Genomic DNA, 22,729 nt, shown 5'->3' on the forward strand with positions numbered 1-22,729 from the left:
AGCCCTCTACCCCAACCGAACGTCGGCCCGGCCTAAAGGGTGGGACTGATTCCAACCTTCTCAAAGCCCCCTTCAGGGGGTTGGGGGTGGAAAAAACGAAAGATCATGCCTAACCCACCAAAGTTTTTCCTCAGATTCTTCCGATGGTACTGCCATCCAAGATTGGTCAAACCAATCGAAGGGGATCTTATGGAGCTCTATGATGAGCGAGTAAAAGAACTGGGCAAGAAAAAAGCAGACTGGAAATTTATAAAGGACACACTTCTCCTTTTCAGAAGAGACATTATCAAACCCGCCAGTGGCGGTCAAAGACTCAATAACTACGGCATGTTTAAATCAATGATCAAAATGGCATGGAGAAATGCCATCAGACAAAAACAATTCACTGTACTAAATCTACTCGGGCTAACGATTGGAATCAGTACCTGCTTCATGATTGGACTATATATCCATGATGAAATGACCTTCGATGCTTTTCATGAAAAAGACGATCGGATCTATCGTGTGAATCAACCTTTCATCTGGGGCGATTGGGATCGGATGATGGCCAGCACCGGGCCAAATGTAGCCACGGCTTTACGCGAGGATGCCCCTGCTTTTGAAGAGGTGACACGCATATTATCTCTTGGATCACTAACAGCAACCACTGCTAATAGCGGAAACAAATCAAATGCCTTCAAAGAAGATCGCATATATGCTGCTGAGGAAAACTTCTTTGACGTCTTTTCCTTCAAACTTAAAGCAGGAGACACTAAATCAGCTTTCGAAGATCCAAAGAGTATCCTCATCACCGAAAAGACCATGATGCGGTATTTCGGTGAACATGCTATACCAACAGAAACCATTGGAAAAACCATTGAGATCAAACAATATGATAACTCATGGAAAGAATTCTCTATCATTGGAATTTTAGAGAATGTTCCTGCTCGCTCTCATATACAGTTTGATATGCTGGTTTCGCTCAAGAGTGAATCTGAAATGATGCAGGCCCACCAGTGGAAATGGATATGGACGGCATTTTCTACTTATGGTTTGGTTAAGGAAGGTACCAATGTTGCAGCACTGGAAAGAGATATTCAGGCTATTCCTCCCAAATGGGCGCCTCCAACAACAGAGCGTATTTTCAATCAAACATTTGAGGAGTTTACTGATGGACACCCATGGAAGCTGGATCTGCAGCCATTGAGTGAAGTGTACATTGCTGGTTCTCCAACAGGACATGCTTTCGGCCCAACAGGCAATCCACTGTTCATTAAAATCTTTGGCGCAATTGGTTTCTTAGTCCTTGTCTTGTCAGCAATCAATTTCATGAATCTATCGACTGCAAGAGCGACCAACAGATCCAAAGAAGTAGGTGTACGGAAAGTGCTTGGGTCTGAAAGAAGTACCATCGTTAAGCAGTTTATTTTAGAATCCGTACTCTTTGTTCTTACGGGCACTGTGCTTGCCTTGATGGTTGTACAGCTCGCGTTGGGTACCTTCAACCACCTGGCGGAAAAGCAAATTGAAATCCTTCCTTATTTTCAAAACCCAACTTTTTACCTGATTGTCTTTGCCCTCATTTTGACGCTGGGTTTTATGGCCGGAAGCTATCCGGCACTATATCTATCATCCTTTAAGCCGATTGAATCTTTGAAAGGAAAGATAAAAACAGGTTTTAAAGGAAGAAGCATCAGAAACGGGTTGGTTGTTTTCCAATTCACCATTTCCATCGCACTGATCATTACCACATTTTTTGTCCAAAAGCAGCTCACCTATGCTTCAAACGTGGACATTGGATTCGCCAAAGAAAACATTCTTCAAATTCACAATGTAGAAGAACTCGGGTTTGAAACTGAGGCACTTAAAAACAGGCTGGTAGCTAATCCAAAATTCACTGAGGTTGGTAAATCATTCGGCGTTCCGCCATTCGTGTATTCAGGCGACAGGTATAAAGCAGCCGGCCCGGAAACACCGGTTGTTCAACTAAACAACCTGCGGATTGATGAAGATTATCTGGAGGTATTGGGATTAGAGTTTCTATCCGGCAGAAACTTTGATTCCAATCGAGAAAACGATAAATACAAAGTGATTCTGAATAGAGAAGCGGTAAAAACCCTAGGGTGGAAACTCGAAGAAGCAGTGGGCAAATCGGTAGCACTGGCCTCCGGTGGTGAAGAAGAACATGAAGTAATCGGGGTGGTGGAAGATTTCAACTTTAATAGCGTGAAGCAAGAAATAGCTCCTTTGATTTTAATCCACCATTACAATGATATTGTATGGGATTACGGTGCGGGGAGATCATTTTACTCCATGCGTCTTAATCAAGAAGTGATAACAAATACAGACGACCTGAACCAATTACTGATCTCTCTTGAAGAAGAAATGAAACAAGTAGATCCGACTGTCCCGTTTGAGTACAGTTTTATGGATCAGGAGTTTGAAGCCACCTTCCGCTCAGAAAGAAAGATGGCAACTATACTCAATGTATTTACCATTATGGCAATGATCATCGCTTGTCTTGGATTGTTTGGACTAGCAGCCTTCTCAGCAGAGCAACGAACTAAGGAGTTGGGTATTAGAAAAGTGCTGGGTGCGAGTGTTACTGAACTTGCTGTGACTTTCTCAAAAGAATTCACCAGACTAGTACTGATTGCCATCTTACTGGCATGTCCTATTGCATGGTATTTTGTAAGTCGGTGGCTTCAGGATTTTGCTTACAGCACCCCTATTGAAATCTGGGTGTTTATTGCAGCAACAATAGCAGCTATGTTAATAGCTGTAGTAACAATTAGCTTTCAGTCATTACGATCAGCAAATAGAAATCCGGTGGAGACATTGAAAGATGAATAATCAACCGCCCAAACTCTTTCTCAGCTTCTTCCGATGGTTCTGCCATCCACGGTTGGTCAAACCAATCGAAGGGGATCTCATGGAATTGTATGAAGAAAGAGTGCAGGAACTAGGAAAGAAAAAAGCGGACAGAAAATTTATAAAGGACGTTCTCCTGCTGTTTAGAAAGGACATTATAAAACCAGCAGAAGGATCCACAAAACTCAATTATTACGGCATGTTAAAGAATTATTTCAAAGTAGGGATTCGAAATATCCTGAAGTACAAAACCTTTTCGTTTATCAACATTTTCGGACTGGCAGTAGCCATGTCTGTGGGTATGCTCATCATCCTGATGATCGCTAATCAGGACAAAGCAGATCAGTTTCACCCGAATAAAGAGCGTATCTATCGGGTGCTTACCACTAAAAAAGGAGAACCTCTAGCCCGTGCCACCAGCCCAATTCCTTTAGCAAAAGAACTTGAAAGCTATAGTGCTATCGAAAACACCATAAAATTGGTGAGAGGTCTTGGAGGTGATATCGAGGCGCGGGAGCTTAAAAAAAGTACAGAAGTACGCGGCTACTTTGCAGACGAAAACTTCTTCGAAGTTTTTGGTTTTGAGCTGGCAGAAGGATCTGATGTCAAGGCTCTAAGCGAACCACGAAGTATCGTCATAAGCAAAGGGGTAGCTGAACGATTGTTTAAAGGAGCAGAATCAGTTGGTCAAACAGTCCAATTCCTAGAGCGAGGACTGGATCCAATCAAATTTGATATGGGTGTAATTAGAGGAAAGGAGTCAGTCGACTGGGGGCAATACACTGTAACAGGTGTGATTGACTTGGAAAAATATCCAAGTCACATAAAATTTGACGCACTGATATCAAGTGCTACACTCCCTCAATTGGAACTTTTAAATGATCATCAAAAGAGCTGGGGGCATAATTCCAAAGGATATACCTATGTGCTTCTTTCACAGGCTTCTTCAGGAGCGGATTTGCAACATGCCCTGAAACAGATTGAGGAAGAAAAAGAAGAAATTCTCTCTGAACAAACGTTCGAAGTTCAGGCTATGGAAAAAATCAATATTGGTCAATTCCTGGCCAACCCGCTTTCGTTAAGACTTCCTATCGAGGGATATTATGTACTTGGCATTCTTGCATTAGTTGTTATGATTTCTGCGTGCCTAAACTATACTAACCTTTCCATCGCCAGAGCACTTACCAGAGCGAAAGAAATAGGTGTGAGAAAAGTAAATGGCGCGACCAAAAAGGATGTGTTTTTACAGTTTATTATTGAGTCAGTTCTAATCTCTTTAATTTCACTATTAGTTGCCAATATAGTTCTCATCCTGATTAAACCCCTTTTTCTTAACCTTTGGGCGATCCAGCATTTGAGCCCTGAGTTAGATTTGACCACAACAGTCTTTATTCAGTTTTTAATTTTCGCACTCATTGTTGGTGTATTCGCCGGACTATATCCAGCTACCAGATTATCAAAGTTTACACCTATAAGAGTACTTAAAGGAAATCTGTCTTCTGGATCGAAAAGGCTAGGTTTAAAAGTAGCACTTAGTGTAACTCAGTTTGTATTCTCGCTTTTCTTCATCATTACATCTATTGTGATTGTAAGGCAGTTCGAGCATTACTTATCAGCAGACTATGGGATGCAAACAGAAAACATTCTGAATGTCCCACTTCAGGGCAATGACTTTAAGGTGATGTCCACAGAACTGGAAAAAGTTCCAGGGGTCGAGCAGATTTCTGCTTGCTACATGCTACCTGCTATGCCCAATAGCAGTGGCGCATCTTATTCAAGCACGGGAGCAGATGATGAAGATTGGTTTCCTGCTGAATTTATGAGCGTAAGTCCGTCTTTTGTGGAAACACTTGAACTTACGCTGGTAGCTGGGAAAAATATCGATATAGATTCCGAAGGAAAAAATGAATTGGTAATTAACGAATTTGCTGCCAAGCTAATGGGACATGAAAATGTCAATGATGCCATTTATCAAACGGTGTTTTTGGTAAACCAGAAAGATCCGTGGAAAGTAGTAGGCGTGATCAAAGATTTCAATTTTCAAAGCATGATCATGGGAGAGGGAAAAAAGTCTTTGCTCATGAAATTTGACCCTTCACTATTTAGCTACCTTAATGTGAAAATCGCTGGAAATAAACCGGTAAAAACAATGAAGCTATTGAGCGAAAAGTGGGATGATGTAGACCCTGTACATCAGATGCAAGGTACGTTTTACGATGAGTCTTTGGTGAAGTCTAACCAGTGGATGGGAGACTTAGGATCGATTATAGGGTATTTTGCCTTTTTAGCAATCCTGATTTCATGTCTCGGACTTTTGGGAATGGCTGTTTACAGCACAGAGCGAAGAGTGAAAGAAGTAGGCATTCGAAAAGTGCTGGGCGCAGGAAGCACTCAGCTTGCATTGATGTTGGGTCGGTCGTTTCTCATCCTACTTGGTATTGCCATCATCATTGCTGCCCCACTAAGCTATTTCGTAAATAAACTGTGGATAGAAAACATTCCAAATCAAGCCCCTTTCGGTATCGGAGTTGTGCTTCTAGGATCACTTATCATACTAGTATTAGGCATTCTCACGATTGGTTCGCAAGTATTTAAAATCACAAAATCGAATCCGGTAGATTCATTGAAATACGAATAAAAGCACGCCATCTTAATTAACAAGCCTCCTCTCACAGGGAGGCTTGTTAATTTCTTTTACAACTTAAATAGAAATGCTCCGTATATTTGTTTTACAAATTCAATAATAATGGGTAGAACAAATTTTTTGGGTGAGTTTGAAGAGCTCATTCTCACCATGGTTTTGATCCTGGACGAGGAAGCTTATGGCAACACGGTAGTCAAAGCAATAAAAGAGCACCAAGGGCGTGAAGTCAATCTCAGCTCTGTACACATCACGTTATATCGACTGGAAGAAAAAGGATTTCTCGAATCGTACATGGGAGGTGCAACCAAAGAAAGAGGAGGGCGCAAGAAACGCTATTTCAAAATTACGAATGCGGGGAAAGTGCTCCTCCAAGAAATGAAAGATGCACGAACAAATCTCTGGAAACTCGCGCCACAACTCAACTTCAGTGAATTATAATTTATCCGTCACCCTGAGACTAGCCGTCCACACTTGATTCAGGGTCTATATAAATAAGATTCTGAAACGAGTTCAGAATGACTTCTATGACGAAAAACCGATTACCATATTGGCCAACCAGATTTTTCAAGTGGTACTGCAAACCACAATTGCAGGAGCAAATCCTTGGTGACCTGGAAGAGCAGTTTGAAGAGGATGTTAAAAAACAAGGTTCGACAAAAGCAAAACTGAAATTCTCCTGGAATATAATTCGGTTCATTCACCCCAAAATAATCAAACCCGCCACTGGCGGTCAAAAACTCAACTATTACGGCATGTTAAAAAATTACTTTACAACCTCTATCAGATTCATCAAGCGTGAAAAAGTATATGCTCTGATGAACATCTCAGGCCTTGCGCTGGGGATTGCTTGCACTCTAATCATATACAAAATTCTGGATCATGAATTAAGCTATGATACGCACAATGAAAACTATGATCAGATCTATCGGGTAACCAATGAGGACATTACCCCAGAAGGAAAGGTTTTTTGGAGTGGTCAGGTGCATCCGCTTGCTGAAGCCCTCAGAAATGATTTCCCGAGCATTAAGGCCACCATGACGTTCTATGAAAAAGAAGGATTGATCGGCATCCCTAATCAAAACGGGAAAACAACCCGCTATCAGGAGGAAGATGGTATCGTCTTCGTTGAGCCGGAGTTCTTGGAAATATTCACTTTAGACTTTCTCGCTGGTGACCCTCAATCCGCGCTCGATCAACCAGGGAAGGTTATTCTTACGCAATCAATCGCTGCGAAGTATTTTGGGGCAAACAAAGCCAATCTTAATGAAGCAATCGGCCAGTCGATTATTTTAGAGAACGATCGTACCGTGTATGTTTCTGCAGTGGTTGCCGACCTGCCAAAAGCTTCTGACTTCCCTTTTGAAATCATTTTCCATTACAAAGATCAGGGCGTATCAAACCCCTGGTTTTATGACGGTGAGAGTTGGGAAGAATACAACAGTGCTACCAATTGCTATGTGATGCTGAAAGAAGGCACTCAAGCCAGCCAGCTAGACGCTCAATTAGCTGATTTTGTAGACAAGTACCTGCCGGAGCACATAGCTAAATCCCGAACCTATCGGCTCCAGGCACTTTCAGATTTGCACTATAGTGATACCATTCGAAGAACCTACGCAGGTATTACTGCTACAAAAGAAGAATTGATCGTCATGGGGCTGGTGGGTTTGTTTTTGATTCTAACCGCATGTGTCAACTTTATTAATCTCTCAACCGCACAAGCAGTGAAACGATCAAAAGAAGTGGGTGTGCGAAAAACGCTTGGCGGTAGTAAACGACAGCTAGTTATCCAGTTTCTATGTGAGACTTTTCTGATCACACTCTTCGCTACAATCAGCGGGACAATCATTGCTGAACTAATGGCAAAGCCTGTAGCCGATATTTACCCATATCCGATCGATCTTCACATGCTGACCGATCTCAACTTGCTGCTTTTTCTTCTACCACTTATTTTGGTAATTACACTATTATCCGGACTGTATCCTTCCATCATTTTATCAAAAATGAATCCTGTTCTGGCTATCAAAAACAGCTTGAATTTGAAGCAGACTTCCGGCTTTCTTTCATTACGAAGAGGATTGGTTATCCTTCAATTTGCTATTTCTCAGACACTGATCATTGGTATACTCATACTCAATGCACAGATGAGCTATTTCCAAAGCAAAGACCTGGGCTTTAATGATGAATCGATTGTGGTCTTAAAAATCCCTGAAAATGACTCTACTAATTTGAGTGTACTTAAAAACAACTTACTGGCTCATTCGGCCATTGAGACGGTAAGTTTCAGTTCGGCAGGTCCCATGTCATCCTGGAGGTCTACGAATCCCATTTTTCATCCAAATATTGAAGGTCAGGAACAATTTGGCAACCTGAAAAATGTAGATGAAGATTACTTCAACCTGTATGAAATTGAATTAATAGCAGGAAGAGCATTCACGGACACTGACCCCACCAATCATGTGGTGGTAAATCGAAAATTTACTGAAGTATTGGGCTTTCAGGATCCGGCAGATGCACTCGGCGAGCAGATAAATTACGGCAGAGGTTCACGTATCGTAACGATCGTTGGTGTTGCAGAAAATTTTCACTCAGCCTCTTTACACTCAGAAATTGACAATGTGTTCCTAGCCAATTATGATTGGAACATCTTTCAGGCTGGAGTAAAGCTGAAGGGTGATCAAAATAGCTATGAACAAATCAAGGGGGCCATTGCTCACATTGAAAAGACTTGGGAGGAACGTTTTCCTCAACACGTTTTCGATTTTGAATTTTACGATGAGCAGCTAGCAGGCATGTACGAGTTGGAGACAAGTGTGAGTGAACTTTTCCGACTTTTTGTTGCAATCGCTATTATCATCGGAGCTCTTGGGTTATACGGATTAGTATCCTTCATGGCCAATCAGAAAACCAAGGAAATTGGAATACGCAAAGTGCTGGGAGCTTCTGAAATAAGCATCTGTAACATTTTCTCAAAGGAATTGATCACACTACTGCTTGTCGCATTCACCATTTCAGCTCCGGTCGCATACTTCCTTATGCGTGCCTTCCTCGATACATATGCTTACAGAGTAAAGTTGGGACCACAATTTTTCATACTTGCGATTCTGGTCAGCTTAGTCGTGGCTGTTTTAACCGTGGGACACAAATCACTTAAAGTCGCGAGAGCAAACCCTATTGATTCATTGAAAGACGAATAATTTAAAGAGGTGTAGCAATGATTTTTTGCTGAATCTCCTGCGCCTCTTTTTGTTTTTTCAGGCTTTCCTCCGGATTGGATTTGGATAAGTAGTAAGCCTCCTTCATCAGGCGGTCATACTTCTTTTGCATAGCGCTTACTTTCGAAGATTTAAATAGGTTTAGCATAGCTGAATAGGGTGTATAAATATTCTTGATGGCGAATATAGAAATGATACTTACCCGTAATAACCTTACTCTTTGAATGGCCGAAATTATTCGATGAAAGTCCCGTTTGGCAGGAAAACACAAATTAAAGTTAGAAAGAGCGCTCCTTGAATCACCACACTCCTCAATAAGTGCAATTTTTAAACATAAAGAACCCTATTGGTTTCGCAAGGTCGCTTTAAATGCTGCGTAATCAGAAACTGCGTCATCCCCCAATGTGGTATCACAACCGATCTCAGCAGCCTTCGCATTAATATCTTCTACCCTATTTGCTGGGTTTGGATGTGTGCTTAAAAATTCAGGGGGTGTTGATGCATTGCTAGATTCAAGTTTTTGGAAAAAGGCTGCTGCTCCATTACATGCATAATCATCCACATCCGCCAGATATAGAACCGAGAAATCATCCGCTTCAGCCTCTGCATCGCGGCTAAATTTTAGTGTACCCAATGTAGCTGCAATCTGTGAAAGCAGACCCGGATCCCCTCCGGTAATCACACTTAGCAAAACACTTATTCCATATTGTCTTTGAAGTTGCTTGGAGCTATGACGCTGATCTGCATGCGCAATCTCATGGCCCATCACACCGGCAAGGTCATCTTCTGTATCTAAAAAGAAGATAAGTCCGGTATAGAAGTATAACTGCCCGCCAGGTGTTGCAAACGCATTCAGTGTTTCAGGATCATCTATAATGTTAACCTTCCACGGAAACTCTGTCCTATAGCTTACATCATTCGAAGCAAGTACCGAATTCATCATATTCTCGAGATACTGATATGCCTCTAAATTTGAAGATCGGTCCAGAATGGGATACTCGTTAGGCATGCTTTCAATTTCAGCAGCTACTTGCTGACCAAGATCAATGTCATTTTGAATGCTGAATAAAACAATGTCATTGTTCTTATCACATGAGCTGTTGATTGCGGTCCCAATGATTAAAAGAATTAATATATAAGCCTTAAGTGCTTTCATTTTAGTGCTTTTCAGTGTGAACGTTTTTGTTCAGAACATTAGTTTAAGCTTATCCCAAAAACTCATGTCTTCGAGAAAGGTTTTCATCTTCTCCCCCACTTTTTCAATGGCTTTCAATGGACGAATCATCACTTTGAATTCAGAAATCAATCCATTTTCATTTATTGAGATGATGTCCACTCCATCTATGTGAATCCCGTCAATCTCTGCATTAAACTCTAAAATAGCTTCTCGTTCATTTACCACTTCCTTCACGTAATGAAAATTTGTGCCTTCGAACATTCTCGCGGCAGAAAGTAAATAAACCATGACCTTTTTTCGTCCGGTCTGAGGTTTGAACAGAATCGGGGAATAAAAGACTGCATCTTTATCCAGGATCGATTTAAGCAATTTGGCATCTTGCTTTTGAACCACTTCATGCCACTTGCTTAATACCTCTTCCATCTTTTACAGACCGAAAGCTTCCTTTACCTGATCCACGTAATCCAACTTCTCCCAGGTAAATGTTTCTACCACTTTCTTAATCTCTTCGCCTCCATTACCTGTAAAAGTCACTTGTTTAACTTCCGGGGCTCTTCCCATATGACCATATGCAGCAGACTCTGAATAAATAGGCTCTTTTAGCTTCAGTCGCTTGATGATGTAGGCAGGTCGCATATCAAAAATCTTTTCTACGATTTTTGCGATCTCTCCATCATTCATATCTACGTTGGCTGTGCCGTACGTATTCACATAAATTCCCATTGGTTCCGGTACACCGATAGCGTAGGAAACCTGAACTAAAATCTCGTTAGCTACTCCCGCAGCTACCAGGTTTTTGGCGATATGGCGTGTTGCATATGCAGCGGAACGATCCACTTTGGAAGGATCTTTCCCTGAAAAAGCACCTCCTCCATGAGCACCTTTTCCACCGTAGGTATCTACTATTATTTTTCTGCCTGTAAGACCGGCATCACCATGTGGCCCTCCGATTACAAATTTTCCCGTTGGGTTGATGTGGTATTTGATCTGATCATTAAATAATGCCTGATTATCAGGCTTCATTTTCTTGATCACTCGCGGGATAAGGATGCTGATCACATCTTCTTTGATCTTCTTCAGCATGTTGTCTTCATTGTCAAACTCATCATGCTGAGTGGAAACAACAATCGCGTCAATTCTTACCGGCCTGTTATCGTCATCATATTCGATGGTAACCTGAGACTTTGCATCCGGTCGCAGGTAAGTCATCTCCTTGCCTTCTTTTCTGATAGCAGATAGCTCCATTAAGATGCTGTGGGAAATATTCAATGCGAGAGGCATGTAATTATCCGTTTCGGTAGTTGCATACCCAAACATCATTCCCTGATCTCCGGCACCTTGCTCATCTTCGGTATCCCGATCTACCCCTTGGTTGATGTCTGGTGATTGTTCGTGGATAGCAGAAATTACGCCACATGAGTTGCCATCAAACATATACTCTCCCTTGGTGTAACCAATTCGGTTGATCACATCTCGCGCAATGTTTTGTACATCAATGTAAGCGCTCGTTTTTACTTCGCCGGCCAATGCCACAAGCCCGGTCGTCACCATTGTTTCACAAGCGACCTTACTATCTGGGTCAAATGCAAGGAAATGATCCAGCAGTGCATCGGAAATCTGATCTGCAATTTTATCCGGGTGTCCTTCACTTACGGACTCTGAAGTAAATAAATAAGGCATCTATATTTCGTTTGAATTGGTCGGCAAATTTAGAAGATTCGATGAACTACGTTAGGGGAATTGACCAAAACTAAATATTGCCGGTATTTTATGTATCTGAATGTCAGTCTTCTGCCATTTTGAAATGGGTGCCGTCAATATCTTCTCCTTATCTCCAGAGATATCTGCTGCAATGCTGAGCAAAGTATCAGGCCTACAGGTTTTAAGTATATCATTGATTAATTGTTGATTTCTGTATGGTGTTTCCATAAAAAGCTGAGTGTAGCCACTTTGACTCAGTTTTTCTAATTCACGTATTTTTTGCTGCCTTGGGTTCTTATCTATTGGGAGGTATCCGTGAAAGGTGAATTTCTGTCCATTAAAGCCAGAAGCAATCAGTGCCATTTGAATGGATGAAGTGCCAGGCATAGGTACAACCTGAATGTGCATTTGATGTGCAAAGCTTACCGCCAGATTACCCGGATCAGCCAGGCAAGGAACACCGGCTTCTGAGATTACTCCCATGTCCTCTCCTTTTCTGATTGATTCAAAAAGTGGATACATCTGATCCCAGTTTGATTTCTTGTCTAGAATATGGAATTCTAGCTCTTCAATGGTAATGCCTGCTTTCAGGCTACTGATGAACCTTCGTGCGGTTCTCACATTCTCCACGAAGAAATGCTTCGTGTTTTTCAAAACATCAATGACCATCGGCGAAACAAATGACGCATCATTATCCGTTGATAGATATGTAGGGATCAGAAATAATTTGCCATTGCGCATAATCGCTAGTAATTTAGTAAGGAGGTAAGGAAAAATGGATGCTAAAGTAGGGAAAATCACATCTAAAGGTCAAACAACGATTCCAAAATCTGTTCGTGATCGCTTAAAACTAAAGTCAGGAGATCGAGTAATCTATGTTGATTCAGAAGAGGGGGTACTCATCAAAAAACTAGAAAGCGGTGACATCCCTTATTTGAAGTTTTTGGATGATTCTTTAGGGTCTGAGTGGAATTCTCTCGAAGATAATACTGCGTTTAATGATTTGTAATCAATGGGATGTTGTAGTAGTTCCTTTCCCTTTTCTTGATATACCTCAAGAAAAAAGAAGGCCTGTTTTAGTAATATCTTCCTCTCAATTCCAGAAAGAGAATCAATCATTCATCGGAGCTATGATAACTGCTGCTGGAAAATCGGAATGGCAAGGAGACACTTATATCCATGACTTAGAATCTGCTGGCCTTAGAAAGAACTGCTTCATTCGTTTCAAACTTTTTACATTACCATTGGACATCCAACCTAGAAGGATTGGTACATTATCTGAACGAGATAGAAAGGCATTTATCAAAAACTGGAAATCGAATATTCCCATCTCCTATTAAATTATGGGCAAAATATTAATTTTAATTGGATTAGTACTTGTGGTGCTGGGTGCGATTCTTGAGTTTGCCCCCAATATTCCACTTGGTCGACTTCCCGGTGACATACGAATAGAGCGCGAAAACTTCAGTTTCTATTTTCCGATCACGACTTGTATTCTCATCAGTTTGATTTTGATGCTATTGGGTTATTTATGGAATAAAGTCAGGTAATTTCTCTAACCACAAAGGTCTCTTAGAAATCACTGAGGACACCAAGCGAAACGCTCTGTTTTTCTCCATGCATATACTCCATTATCTCTGTTGTTAAAATTGTTAGCTTTTTTTTAACTCAAAAACTCCATCACCATTTCACCAAGCTCATTCGGTTTTTCTGCATGCACCCAATGTCTTGCGTCTTTCACAGTCGCAATCAATGCTTTGGGGAAGTGCTCTCGGATTAGATCATGATCTTCATCTTTGATGTAATCGGACTTACTTCCGGCAATAAACAGTGTAGTGCCATCGAAGCTGACATCTCCTTCAATTCCTTCACCTACATTCTCTACCGCATTTTCTATGGCATCTACATTCAGTTTCCATTCAAAACTTCCGTCTTTTTTTCGATCCAGATTTTTAAGAATGAATTGCCTCACTCCCATGTTGGATATCACTTTTGACATTTGCTCATCTGCATCTTTTCTGTTTTCTAAACTATCCAGATCTACCGAATGAAACCCCTCGAAAATCTGCTGATGATGCGGTGGGTAATACTTTGGCGCTATATCAACGACGATGAGTTTATCCACCCTATCCGAATATTTCGTTGCTAAATGCATAGCTACCTTTCCACCCATGGAATGCCCAAGGATGTGAGCTTTACTCATGCCTTCATCATCCATCAATGTCACCACATCCTCTACCATCACATCGTAATTAAATTCATCACTGTGAGGAGAATTGCCATGGTTTCTCAAATCAACCAAATAAACTTTAAATGATTCTGCGAAAACTTTTCCTAAAGTCTGCCAGTTATCAGACGACCCGAAAACACCATGCATGATAATGAGGGGCTCGCCCTCTCCCAATGTTCTAAAATGTAATTTCAAAACGACAATTTTTAATTCACTCAAAGATACATATTACCTTCACGGACTTTATGAATTCAATTAGCAGCTTTTTATCAAATGCGGTAAGCTTTATCTGGGGGCCGCCGTTATTGATTTTACTATTAGGAGGCGGTCTTTTTCTTTTAGTATACTCGCGTTTTTTACCTTTCAGATACTTAAGACATGCCATCAATGTCTTACGCGGAAAGTACGATGACCCAAACGATCCGGGTGAAATCAGTCATTTTGAGGCTTTGTCGGGTGCACTAGCAGCAACTATTGGAATGGGAAATATCAGCGGTGTTGCACTTGCGATAGCTGCAGGAGGTCCCGGAGCTATGTTCTGGATGTGGGTAAGCGCATTTATTGGGATGGCTACTAAATTCTTCACCTGTACCCTCGCGGTACAATTTCGAGGCAAAGATACCAATGGGGATATTCAAGGTGGGCCCATGTATGTCATTCGGGAGGCCCTGGGTAAAAAGTGGATGCCGTTAGCCATTTTCTTTTGTGTTGCCGGGTTTTTTGGAGCTACCCCTGTCTTCCAAACCAATCAAATGGTGGCTGTTTTTAAAAATGTAGTCCTGCTGCCTGCAGGATACGAAGACTCATTTTCATTAAACCTGATCATAGGTATCGTAATAGCTGTGCTTGTTGCGGCAGTAATTCTTGGCGGCATTAAGCGTATTGGTAATGTAGCTTCAAAGCTGGTGCCCTTTATGGTGGTTCTGTTTGTAATCGGGGTTCTTACAATTATGATCATGAATCCATCGGAAATTATTCCCGCTTTTGGTTTCATATTAAAGGATGCCTTTACTGCCAAAGCAGTGCTTGGAGGCGCGGTTGGAGCTGTTATTGTTGAAGGTGCTAAAAGAGCAGCGTTTTCCAATGAAGCCGGAATTGGGATGGCGCCATTGATGCATGGAGCTGCCAAAACAAAAGAACCGGTTCGTGAAGGGCTTGTCGCAATGTTGGGCCCGGCAATAGATACGATCATCATTTGTACAATGACAGGCGTCTGCATATTGATCACCGGAGTGTGGAATAGTGGAGAAGCTGATGGAATTGTAATGACAGCAAAAGCTTTTGAGATAGGGTTACCTGGATTTGGCCCTTACGTATTAATGGTCTGTGTGATGGTATTTGCAATCACCACCATTTTTGGATTGGCTTATTATGGTCAAAAGTGTCTTTCCTTTCTCATTGGAGCAAAATATGGAAGATATTTCTATTATTGGTACATCGCGCTCGTATTGGTAGGGTCAGTAGCATCATTGACTGATGTGGTGAACCTGGTATTTGTAGCGTACGGGCTTATGGCCGTCCCGACCATGATTTCAACCATAATGCTTGCGCCAAAAGTGATGAATGCAACAAAGAAATACTTTAGTGAAGTATATAAATCGTAATCATTTGGAATGCTGGTACTTAGATACAATATCTTTGCGCCCAATATCATTTAAGATAGGATGAGAATTGTAATAGCAGGAGCCGGTGAGATGGGATTTCATCTTGCAAAGCTTTTAACCGCCGAAGAGCAGGATATTGTAATCATAGATTCCAATCCCAATGTTCTCGAATATGTGTCACAACATCTGGATGTGAGCACAGTCAGAGGGACTTCAACCTCTCCACGAACCCTCAAAGAGGCCAACATCGGAAAAGCGGACTTGCTTATCGCTGTAACCTCCATACAGGAAACCAACATTACAACATGTATACTTGGGAAAAGTCTGGGGGCTAAGAAGACAATTGCACGTATTTCAAATACGGAACTCCTTCATGCGCGAGAGGAATTGAATCTGAGCAATGTAGGTATCGATGAGATTATTTCTCCAGCGTCTCTGGCAGCACGTGAGATTAAACGATTGCTCAAACAATCAGCACTCACAGACACCTTTGAATTTGAGAAAGGCATGCTATCCCTAGTCGGAATAACAATCGATGAAGGATCACAGCTATTCGGAAAAACGCTGACCGAAACAGCCTATCTCAATCCCGATCACAATTTTACTACAGTTGCTATCCTTAGAGATAACAAAACGATCATCCCATATGGTGAAAATAAATTCCAAAAAGATGATCATGCCTATTTCATCGCACAGCCAGACGGAATTGAGCGAGTAACATCACTTGCTGGAAAGGAAAGCATTGAGATCAAAAACGTGATGATTCTTGGAGCCAGTAAGGTAGGCATCAATACCGCTAAACTTCTCAGCAAGAAATATAACATCAAGCTCATCGAAGCGGACAAAGAAAAATGTTTGCATCTGGTAGATGAGCTCCCGGACACCATGATCATCAATGGAGACGGAAGAGACATTAACCTATTGAAAGAGGAGAGCATCGATCGGATGGATGCCTTTGTTGCACTGACAGAAAACTCTGAGACAAACATCATGGCTTCTTTGGTAGCCAAAAATCAAGGGGTGAAGAAAACGATCGCATTGGTGGAAAATGTGGATTACATTCACCTTTCACAAAGCATAGGTATAGATACGCTTATCAACAAAAAACTTATTGCTGCAAGTTTTATCTTTAGATACATTCGAAAAGGTGAAGTACTAAACATTGCCGGGATTCATGGGGTTGATGCTGAAATTCTGGAGTTTGAACTTGGAGAAAAATCGAGAATTGTGGAACAACCGCTTAAGGATCTGGATTTCCCTAGAACTGCGATTGTTGGAGGTGTGATCAGAGATGGACGAGGAATTGCAGTTCGTGGAAATTTTGAATTCCAACCCAAAGACCGTGTAGTCGTCCTGTCAAAACCTGAGTGTATCAAAAAAGTGGAGAGTTTCTTCAAATAATGCAGTTTAATTATAAGGTAATCTTCAAAGTCATCGGGATCCTTCTATTAATAAATGGAGGATTTATGCTGACCTGCCTGCCTTTTAGCCTGTATTATGGAGAAGGAGATCACCTGCCATTGCTAAGCTCCGCATTTATCACCATGGGAATAGGTGGGTTGCTATTGTTGCTTACCCGCAACCTTCACACCAATGAAATGAGAAAGAAAGACGGCTACCTCATTGTGACTTTAGGCTGGCTGTCCATGTCATTTTTTGGATCATTGCCTTACATCATTAGTGGAGCAATTCCGGACCTTACCAATGCGTTTTTTGAAACCCTTTCCGGTTTTTCAACCACAGGAGCAACCGTCCTAACCGATATCGAATCAGTCGAAAAAGGAATTCTCTTTTGGAGGAGTCTTACCCAGTGGATTGGGGGGATGGGAATTATCGTATTAACGGTAGCTATTCTTCCACTATTAGGTATTGGAGGTATGCAGCTATTTGTGGCAGAGGCACCCGGTATCTCTCCTGATAAGCTTCAACCAAGAATCAAAGAAACAGCAAAACGCTTGTGGATCATTTACTGCGGGCTGACAGGTACAGAATTGATACTGTTGTGGATTGGGGGCATGGATTTTTACGATGCAATCAATCATAGTTTGACTACTATGGCAACTGGTGGGTTTTCCACCAAAAATGCCAGTATCGCTTATTACAGCGACCCATTCATTCAGTATGTAATCATTGCTTTCATGTTTTTAGCCGGAACCAACTTTACCATGACCTATTTTGGGCTGCATGGCAAATTCAAGAAGGTATTAAATAATGAAGAATTCAGGTTCTATTTCATTTTTTGCCTTTTGGTATCGCTAGTAGTAGGGTTAATCATTTTCAACCTTGGTCATGATACCTTAGAAAAATCACTCCGAGATGCACTTTTTCAGGTGGTTTCACTCGTTACCACCACCGGGTATGTAACTCATGATTATACCGCCTGGACTTCCTTCCTGACCGTGCTGTTTTTCCTGCTAATGTTTGCAGGAGGATCTGCCGGATCAACCGCTGGGGGCGTAAAGCTTGTTCGTCATATCCTATTAATCAAAAACAGTTTACTGGAGCTTAAAAGAATCCTTCATCCCTCGGCAATCATTCCGGTAAGGTTCAATGGTAAATCAGTAAGCCGAGACATCACATTTAATGTGCTTGCCTTCATAATGATTTACATACTGATCATGTGTTTTGGCGCCATTGCAGTCTCTTCATTTGGTATTGATTTCAATACCTCCCTGGGAGCCGTGGCAACAACTTTAGGAAACATTGGGCCGGGAATAGGTGATGTAGGGCCTGTAGACAATTTTGCTCACCTTCCGACAGGCGTAAAATGGATTCTGTCCTTTATGATGCTCTTAGGTAGGCTGGAATTATTCACTGTGCTTATTCTTTTCACTCCATTTTTCTGGCGAAAAGTTTAATGCCTTTCATGAGATTAGGTCATCTTTGGCATCTTCATAAATAAAAGGAAGTAATGAACATCCTCAATTATATAATCTGGACCGTTGATCCGGCCATATTCACTATTCCATTTACTGATTATGCTCCAAGGTGGTATGGGGTGCTCTTTGCCCTTGGATTTCTTTTGTCTCAGCAGGTATTTTTCAAAATATTCAAAACAGAAGGAAGACCGGAAAAGGATGTAGAGCGCATCACCGGATACATGGTTATTGCTACTATCGTAGGTGCGCGGCTTGGGCATTGTTTGTTTTACAATCCGGATTATTACCTCTCCAATCCAATCAAAATTCTGATGATTTGGGAAGGTGGACTGGCAAGTCATGGTGGTGCTTTAGGCATCATAGTAGCCATTTGGTTGTTCTGTAGAAAATATAATTATCGATTTCTGTGGGTGATCGATCGCATGGTGATTGTAGCCGCCCTTACAGGTGCAATGATTCGTACCGGCAACTTATTCAACTCTGAGATGGAAGGAACACTAACCAACTCAAATACTGGAGTGGTGTATGCGAGAGCCACCCATGATGTTTTGAATTATTCAGAAGATGTAGATGATGTCCGATTTATCAAAGGCGGTGAAATGCAAAGCGAAAAGGCTGGGTTTGTTCCCATCACGGCAATAATTGAATATCGTAGAGGCTATCAATTTGAACTTAATGACAAAATGTTTGTCGAAAATCAGCTTAAAAATGCCCTCAGCAGATATACGGAGGTTAAAGAGCATGTTGATTTTGGTGAGGGGCCGCTGGCCTACAAAAACTATGAAAAAGACGGAAAGGAAATAGTGGAGATTTATGCATTAGGTAAGGTACGTCATGCTGCTCAGTTATACGAAGCACTCTACTGTGTTATTTTGATGATCGTTCTTTATTGGCTGTGGAGCAAAAAAAGAGACGTGCTTCCGCAAGGATTCAATTTTGCACTATTCATGATTGTGCTTTGGTCTCTTCGCTTTGTAGACGAATTTTTCAAAATGAATCAAGAAGCATTTGAAGACAACCTTACGCTAAACATGGGGCAGATACTAAGCATCCCATTGACTGTCGCCGGGATAATCATGATGGTGTGGGTGTACCGGCAGGATCGAAAAATGTCAGATTTTAAATAGTATAAAAAAAGGGAGCATTTTGCTCCCTTTCTATTTCTTATGGATGGGTTTTTATTCCATCTCGTCAGCAGCCTCTTCTGCTTCAGCAGAAAGCGAATCAATTTCAGCGTCCATTTCTTCAACAGCCGCATCAACTGAATCAGCTACTTGATCTGCTGTTTCTTCCATTGAATCCATTGCCTCATCAGCAGCCTCGCTTGCTTCTTCTACTGCGTCCTCTGCTTCAGATTCTGATGATGAAGATGATGATGTGCATGCACCTAGGAATGCAACCATAGCTAATAGTAATAGTACTTTTTTCATTTTTGGTCAGGTTTTAATTTCCCTTAAAATTAGCCGTATAATGCTCATAAACAAAGATTTATTACCTATTACTGGAATTTTTCAAAATAAAAACTCAAAATATTGACGATTGCTTTTCAAAATCATTGGCTGACGACTTGTCTTGTTTTTATGAAAATACGTATTGGTTTTCTGACAAGTTGTCTTGAAATAGTCCAAGAAAAGCTTTGGAATAACATTTGACATCTTCCGATTGTACAATAAAAAAGTGACTAATGAATTTTAATAATTATACAATCAAAGCGCAGGAAGCCTTACAAAAGGCAACAGAAATTGCCTCTGGTGGTGGGCAGCAGGTTATTGAGACGGGTCACCTCCTTCAGGCAATTTTAATGTCAGATGAGAATCTGATTTCCTTTTTATTGAAAAAACTGGGAGCGAATAAGCAGATGATCCAAAAACCTTTGGATGAGGTGGTCAATGGATACCCACAAGTTTCAGGTGGGCAGCCCTACCTTTCCAATGATGCTGCAAAGGCCCTTCAAAAAGCAGAAAAATACCTAAAAGATTTTGGTGATGAATATGTTGCTGTTGAGCACATCATTCTCGGAATCTTAGCTGGTTCTGACAAGCCCTCTCAAATCTTGAAAGATGCCGGGTTCCAGGAGAAACAGCTGATTGCGGCTATCAAAGAGCTGAGAGGAGGTGAGAAAGTGACCGATCAAAATGCTGAGTCAAAGTATCGGTCACTGGAACGATATTCCAAGAACCTAAATGAATTGGCTAAGAAGGGCAAGATTGATCCTGTGATAGGTCGAGATGAGGAAATTCGAAGAGTACTTCAGATCCTCGCGAGAAGGACTAAAAACAACCCAATCTTACTTGGTGAACCGGGCGTTGGTAAGACGGCCATTGTTGAAGGCATGGCGCAGCGTATCGTAGATGGTGATGTGCCTGAGAACTTAAAGTCAAAAACCATTATATCTCTGGACATGGGCTTGCTGGTAGCAGGAGCTAAATACAAAGGAGAATTCGAAGAGCGATTGAAAGCAGTCATTAAAGAGGTGACTGATAGTGATGGGGAAATTATCCTTTTCATTGATGAGATCCATACGTTGATTGGTGCCGGAGGTGGAGGCGAGGGAGCCATGGATGCTGCTAACCTGCTAAAACCAGCACTGGCCAGAGGAGAGCTTCATGCCATTGGTGCTACAACACTGCAGGAATATCAGAAGTACATTGAAAAGGACAAAGCACTGGAACGAAGATTCCAGGCCATTACTGTGGATGAGCCGAATGTGACTGACGCCATTTCCATCCTTCGTGGAATCAAAGATAAATACGAAGTGCATCACGGTGTGCGGGTAAAAGATGATGCAGTGATTGCCGCTGTGGAGCTTTCCCACCGATACATCGCGGATCGATTTCTTCCAGATAAAGCCATTGACTTGATGGATGAGGCAGCCTCCAAGCTGCGGATTGAGATTGACTCCTTACCAGAGGAATTGGATGAACTGAACAGACGAATCATGCAATTGGAGATTGAGCGTGAGGCAATCCGAAGGGAGAAGAATAAGGAGAAAGAAAAACAGCTCAACAAGGAAATCGCTGACCTGGAGTCTGAGAGAGGGGAACTCAAGGCCAAGTGGGACAATGAAAAGTCCGTGATTCAGGGGTTGAGGGAGGCGAAAGAGAACATTGAGAATTATAAGCTGGAAGCCGAGCGAGCCGAACGAACCGGAGAATATGATAAAGTTGCTGAGATCCGTTATGGTAAGATTGTAGAGGCAGAAAAGAAGCTGGCTGATTACCAGGAGCAGCTTCATGAAATGCAGGGAGAGAAAAGCTTATTAAAGGAGGAAGTGGACGCAGAGGATATTGCTGAAGTGGTAGCGAAGTGGACAGGCATTCCGGTTTCCAAAATGCTTCAGAGCGATCGAGAGAAGTTAATCCACCTGGAAGAAGAACTTGGGCGTAGAGTTGCTGGGCAGTCAGAAGCGATTCAAGCTGTTTCAGATGCGGTACGAAGAAGTAGAGCAGGATTGCATGATCCGAAAAGACCAATAGGGTCTTTCATTTTTCTTGGAACCACTGGTGTTGGTAAAACCGAACTTGCTAAAGCACTTGCAGAGTACCTTTTCAATGATGAGAACTCCATGGTCCGAATAGATATGTCAGAGTATCAGGAACGACATGCGGTCAGTCGGCTGATTGGTGCGCCTCCGGGATATGTAGGTTATGATGAAGGCGGTCAGCTGACAGAGGCAGTTAGGAGAAAGCCATACAGTGTGATCTTGCTTGATGAAATTGAGAAGGCACACCCTGATGTGTTCAACATCCTCCTTCAGGTGTTGGATGATGGTCGATTGACGGATAACAAAGGTCGGGTTGCGAATTTCAAGAACACAATCATTATCATGACGACCAACATTGGTTCGGGCTTGATACAGGAGAATTTCGAAAAAATGGACGAAAAAAATCCTGAGCCTGTCATTGATGAGACCAAAAACCAGGTATTCGAATTGCTGAAGAAATCTGTTCGGCCGGAATTCCTCAATCGTGTGGATGAAACGATCATGTTCCGACCATTGAGTAAAGAAGACTTGCAGAAGATTGTAAGTATTCAGTTCAGGCTCATTCAAAAACGTTTGGAAGAGAACGGAATCAAAATTGAGGCAGACGATAAGGTGCTAGCACATCTTGGAAAAATTGGATTCGATCCACAATTTGGAGCGCGTCCATTGAAACGAGTGCTACAACGTGAGATTCTAAACGAGTTGTCTAAAGAAATATTGGCCGGCAACATTGCGAAGGATTCCGTCATTGGCGTGACCTTGTCTGATCAAGGTACCGTTGAGTTTTTGAACTTGGACAAAGTGGCCATTGAATAAGCTCTGGAAGTTTATCAAGCGGATTTTTTGGGTGGCGATCATTGGAACGATGATCGCTTTCCATAATACCTACAACCAAGAGTTCAAGTCCTTGGATGATGTAAGGCAAGAGATTGAAGAAGAATAGAAACC

The 22,729-nt window shown here is 41.8% G+C and carries 20 protein-coding genes; 13 read left to right on the forward strand and 7 right to left on the reverse strand.

Translation table 11 applies throughout. The features are described 5' to 3' along the window. Nucleotides 1-105: 105 nt before the first annotated feature. The 4 genes from ACQK2H_RS00455 to ACQK2H_RS00470 all read left to right on the forward strand — a co-directional run bounded on the left by ACQK2H_RS00455 (nt 106) and on the right by ACQK2H_RS00470 (nt 8,688). Nucleotides 106-2,832 carry an ABC transporter permease gene (locus ACQK2H_RS00455; RefSeq protein WP_425389505.1) on the forward strand — a complete coding sequence of 909 codons (2,727 nt, stop codon included), beginning with the start codon at nt 106-108 and terminating at the stop codon, nt 2,830-2,832. After that, complete coding sequence (locus ACQK2H_RS00460; protein ID WP_425389506.1) at nt 2,825-5,488, forward strand: FtsX-like permease family protein; 2,664 nt, start codon at nt 2,825-2,827, stop codon at nt 5,486-5,488. Before ACQK2H_RS00455 ends, ACQK2H_RS00460 begins: the two co-directional genes overlap by 8 nt. A gap of 108 nt (nt 5,489-5,596) precedes the next feature. Continuing rightward, nucleotides 5,597-5,932, forward strand: a complete 336-nt coding sequence (locus tag ACQK2H_RS00465) for a PadR family transcriptional regulator (protein WP_425389507.1) — start codon at nt 5,597-5,599, stop codon at nt 5,930-5,932. An 86-nt stretch (nt 5,933-6,018) separates the two neighbouring features. Beyond that, the gene (locus ACQK2H_RS00470) at nt 6,019-8,688 is read left to right on the forward strand and encodes an FtsX-like permease family protein (RefSeq protein ID WP_425389508.1); all 2,670 of its coding nucleotides are present in this window, start codon (nt 6,019-6,021) and stop codon (nt 8,686-8,688) included. 1 nt (nt 8,689) lies between these two features. Here the strand turns inward: ACQK2H_RS00470 and ACQK2H_RS00475 are convergent, their stop codons facing one another. The 5 genes from ACQK2H_RS00475 to ACQK2H_RS00495 all read right to left on the reverse strand — a co-directional run bounded on the left by ACQK2H_RS00475 (nt 8,690) and on the right by ACQK2H_RS00495 (nt 12,325). Next, nucleotides 8,690-8,854, reverse strand: a complete 165-nt coding sequence (locus ACQK2H_RS00475) for a Lacal_2735 family protein (RefSeq protein WP_425389509.1) — start codon at nt 8,852-8,854, stop codon at nt 8,690-8,692. 195 nt (nt 8,855-9,049) lie between these two features. Beyond that, entirely contained in the window at nt 9,050-9,862 is an 813-nt protein-coding gene (locus tag ACQK2H_RS00480; RefSeq protein ID WP_425389510.1) for a M48 family metalloprotease, read from the reverse strand. Nucleotides 9,863-9,892: 30 nt separating this feature from the next. Further along, the gene (locus ACQK2H_RS00485; protein ID WP_425389511.1) at nt 9,893-10,306 is read right to left on the reverse strand and encodes a nuclear transport factor 2 family protein; all 414 of its coding nucleotides are present in this window, start codon (nt 10,304-10,306) and stop codon (nt 9,893-9,895) included. A 3-nt stretch (nt 10,307-10,309) separates the two neighbouring features. Then, nucleotides 10,310-11,563: a methionine adenosyltransferase gene (gene metK, locus ACQK2H_RS00490; RefSeq protein WP_425389512.1), complete on the reverse strand. Its 1,254-nt coding sequence runs from the start codon at nt 11,561-11,563 to the stop codon at nt 10,310-10,312. A 51-nt stretch (nt 11,564-11,614) separates the two neighbouring features. Continuing rightward, complete coding sequence (locus tag ACQK2H_RS00495) at nt 11,615-12,325, reverse strand: SAM-dependent methyltransferase (protein WP_425389513.1); 711 nt, start codon at nt 12,323-12,325, stop codon at nt 11,615-11,617. A gap of 34 nt (nt 12,326-12,359) precedes the next feature. Between ACQK2H_RS00495 and ACQK2H_RS00500 the strand changes: the two genes are divergently transcribed. From ACQK2H_RS00500 to ACQK2H_RS00510, 3 genes are read left to right on the forward strand one after another with little or no spacing between them, the layout of a single operon-like run. Continuing rightward, complete coding sequence (locus ACQK2H_RS00500) at nt 12,360-12,593, forward strand: AbrB/MazE/SpoVT family DNA-binding domain-containing protein (protein ID WP_425389514.1); 234 nt, start codon at nt 12,360-12,362, stop codon at nt 12,591-12,593. Then, nucleotides 12,583-12,924 carry a type II toxin-antitoxin system PemK/MazF family toxin gene (locus ACQK2H_RS00505; RefSeq protein ID WP_425389515.1) on the forward strand — a complete coding sequence of 114 codons (342 nt, stop codon included), beginning with the start codon at nt 12,583-12,585 and terminating at the stop codon, nt 12,922-12,924. Before ACQK2H_RS00500 ends, ACQK2H_RS00505 begins: the two co-directional genes overlap by 11 nt. 3 nt (nt 12,925-12,927) lie before the next feature. Continuing rightward, nucleotides 12,928-13,134, forward strand: coding sequence for a DUF2905 domain-containing protein (locus ACQK2H_RS00510; RefSeq protein WP_425389516.1), 207 nt, complete (start codon nt 12,928-12,930; stop codon nt 13,132-13,134). Nucleotides 13,135-13,247: 113 nt separating this feature from the next. Here ACQK2H_RS00510 and ACQK2H_RS00515 read toward each other — a convergent pair whose 3' ends face one another. After that, nucleotides 13,248-14,009: an alpha/beta fold hydrolase gene (locus ACQK2H_RS00515; RefSeq protein WP_425389517.1), complete on the reverse strand. Its 762-nt coding sequence runs from the start codon at nt 14,007-14,009 to the stop codon at nt 13,248-13,250. A 50-nt stretch (nt 14,010-14,059) separates the two neighbouring features. Between ACQK2H_RS00515 and ACQK2H_RS00520 the strand changes: the two genes are divergently transcribed. From ACQK2H_RS00520 to ACQK2H_RS00535, 4 genes are read left to right on the forward strand one after another with little or no spacing between them, the layout of a single operon-like run. Then, complete coding sequence (locus tag ACQK2H_RS00520; RefSeq protein ID WP_425389518.1) at nt 14,060-15,418, forward strand: alanine/glycine:cation symporter family protein; 1,359 nt, start codon at nt 14,060-14,062, stop codon at nt 15,416-15,418. 60 nt (nt 15,419-15,478) lie between these two features. Then, nucleotides 15,479-16,819 carry a Trk system potassium transporter TrkA gene (gene trkA, locus ACQK2H_RS00525; RefSeq protein ID WP_425389519.1) on the forward strand — a complete coding sequence of 447 codons (1,341 nt, stop codon included), beginning with the start codon at nt 15,479-15,481 and terminating at the stop codon, nt 16,817-16,819. Then, a complete protein-coding gene (locus ACQK2H_RS00530) occupies nt 16,819-18,276 on the forward strand; it encodes a TrkH family potassium uptake protein (RefSeq protein ID WP_425389520.1) in 1,458 nt (485 codons plus the stop codon). Before trkA ends, ACQK2H_RS00530 begins: the two co-directional genes overlap by 1 nt. A 53-nt stretch (nt 18,277-18,329) precedes the next feature. Further along, nucleotides 18,330-19,424, forward strand: a complete 1,095-nt coding sequence (locus tag ACQK2H_RS00535) for a prolipoprotein diacylglyceryl transferase (RefSeq protein WP_425389521.1) — start codon at nt 18,330-18,332, stop codon at nt 19,422-19,424. 51 nt (nt 19,425-19,475) lie between these two features. On the opposite strand, the gene ACQK2H_RS00540 is transcribed toward ACQK2H_RS00535, so the two are convergent. Further along, nucleotides 19,476-19,727: a hypothetical protein gene (locus tag ACQK2H_RS00540; protein WP_425389522.1), complete on the reverse strand. Its 252-nt coding sequence runs from the start codon at nt 19,725-19,727 to the stop codon at nt 19,476-19,478. 254 nt (nt 19,728-19,981) lie between these two features. On the opposite strand from ACQK2H_RS00540, the gene clpB reads away from it, so the two are divergent. Together clpB and ACQK2H_RS00550 are read left to right on the forward strand one after the other, a co-directional pair. Next, nucleotides 19,982-22,597, forward strand: coding sequence for an ATP-dependent chaperone ClpB (gene clpB / locus ACQK2H_RS00545; protein WP_425389523.1), 2,616 nt, complete (start codon nt 19,982-19,984; stop codon nt 22,595-22,597). Then, nucleotides 22,590-22,724, forward strand: coding sequence for a hypothetical protein (locus ACQK2H_RS00550; RefSeq protein WP_425389524.1), 135 nt, complete (start codon nt 22,590-22,592; stop codon nt 22,722-22,724). Before clpB ends, ACQK2H_RS00550 begins: the two co-directional genes overlap by 8 nt. The last annotated feature ends 5 nt before the right edge of the window (nt 22,725-22,729 follow it).

This window comes from Ekhidna sp. (assembly GCF_965228795.1).
Lineage (GTDB): Bacteria > Bacteroidota > Bacteroidia > Cytophagales > Cyclobacteriaceae > Ekhidna.

Bases quoted from the DNA above. Each gene is read 5' to 3' on its own strand.
- ACQK2H_RS00475 (WP_425389509.1), bottom strand. From the start codon at position 8,854: ATGCTAAACCTATTTAAATCTTCGAAAGTAAGCGCTATGCAAAAGAAG.
- ACQK2H_RS00535 (WP_425389521.1), top strand. From the start codon at position 18,330: ATGAACATCCTCAATTATATAATCTGGACCGTTGATCCGGCCATATTC.
- ACQK2H_RS00505 (WP_425389515.1), top strand. From the start codon at position 12,583: ATGATTTGTAATCAATGGGATGTTGTAGTAGTTCCTTTCCCTTTTCTT.
- ACQK2H_RS00530 (WP_425389520.1), top strand. From the start codon at position 16,819: ATGCAGTTTAATTATAAGGTAATCTTCAAAGTCATCGGGATCCTTCTA.
- ACQK2H_RS00465 (WP_425389507.1), top strand. From the start codon at position 5,597: ATGGGTAGAACAAATTTTTTGGGTGAGTTTGAAGAGCTCATTCTCACC.
- ACQK2H_RS00485 (WP_425389511.1), bottom strand. From the start codon at position 10,306: ATGGAAGAGGTATTAAGCAAGTGGCATGAAGTGGTTCAAAAGCAAGAT.
- ACQK2H_RS00455 (WP_425389505.1), top strand. From the start codon at position 106: ATGCCTAACCCACCAAAGTTTTTCCTCAGATTCTTCCGATGGTACTGC.
- ACQK2H_RS00470 (WP_425389508.1), top strand. From the start codon at position 6,019: ATGACGAAAAACCGATTACCATATTGGCCAACCAGATTTTTCAAGTGG.
- trkA (WP_425389519.1), top strand. From the start codon at position 15,479: ATGAGAATTGTAATAGCAGGAGCCGGTGAGATGGGATTTCATCTTGCA.
- ACQK2H_RS00495 (WP_425389513.1), bottom strand. From the start codon at position 12,325: ATGCGCAATGGCAAATTATTTCTGATCCCTACATATCTATCAACGGAT.
- ACQK2H_RS00500 (WP_425389514.1), top strand. From the start codon at position 12,360: ATGGATGCTAAAGTAGGGAAAATCACATCTAAAGGTCAAACAACGATT.
- clpB (WP_425389523.1), top strand. From the start codon at position 19,982: ATGAATTTTAATAATTATACAATCAAAGCGCAGGAAGCCTTACAAAAG.
- ACQK2H_RS00460 (WP_425389506.1), top strand. From the start codon at position 2,825: ATGAATAATCAACCGCCCAAACTCTTTCTCAGCTTCTTCCGATGGTTC.
- ACQK2H_RS00510 (WP_425389516.1), top strand. From the start codon at position 12,928: ATGGGCAAAATATTAATTTTAATTGGATTAGTACTTGTGGTGCTGGGT.
- ACQK2H_RS00480 (WP_425389510.1), bottom strand. From the start codon at position 9,862: ATGAAAGCACTTAAGGCTTATATATTAATTCTTTTAATCATTGGGACC.
- ACQK2H_RS00520 (WP_425389518.1), top strand. From the start codon at position 14,060: ATGAATTCAATTAGCAGCTTTTTATCAAATGCGGTAAGCTTTATCTGG.
- metK (WP_425389512.1), bottom strand. From the start codon at position 11,563: ATGCCTTATTTATTTACTTCAGAGTCCGTAAGTGAAGGACACCCGGAT.
- ACQK2H_RS00540 (WP_425389522.1), bottom strand. From the start codon at position 19,727: ATGAAAAAAGTACTATTACTATTAGCTATGGTTGCATTCCTAGGTGCA.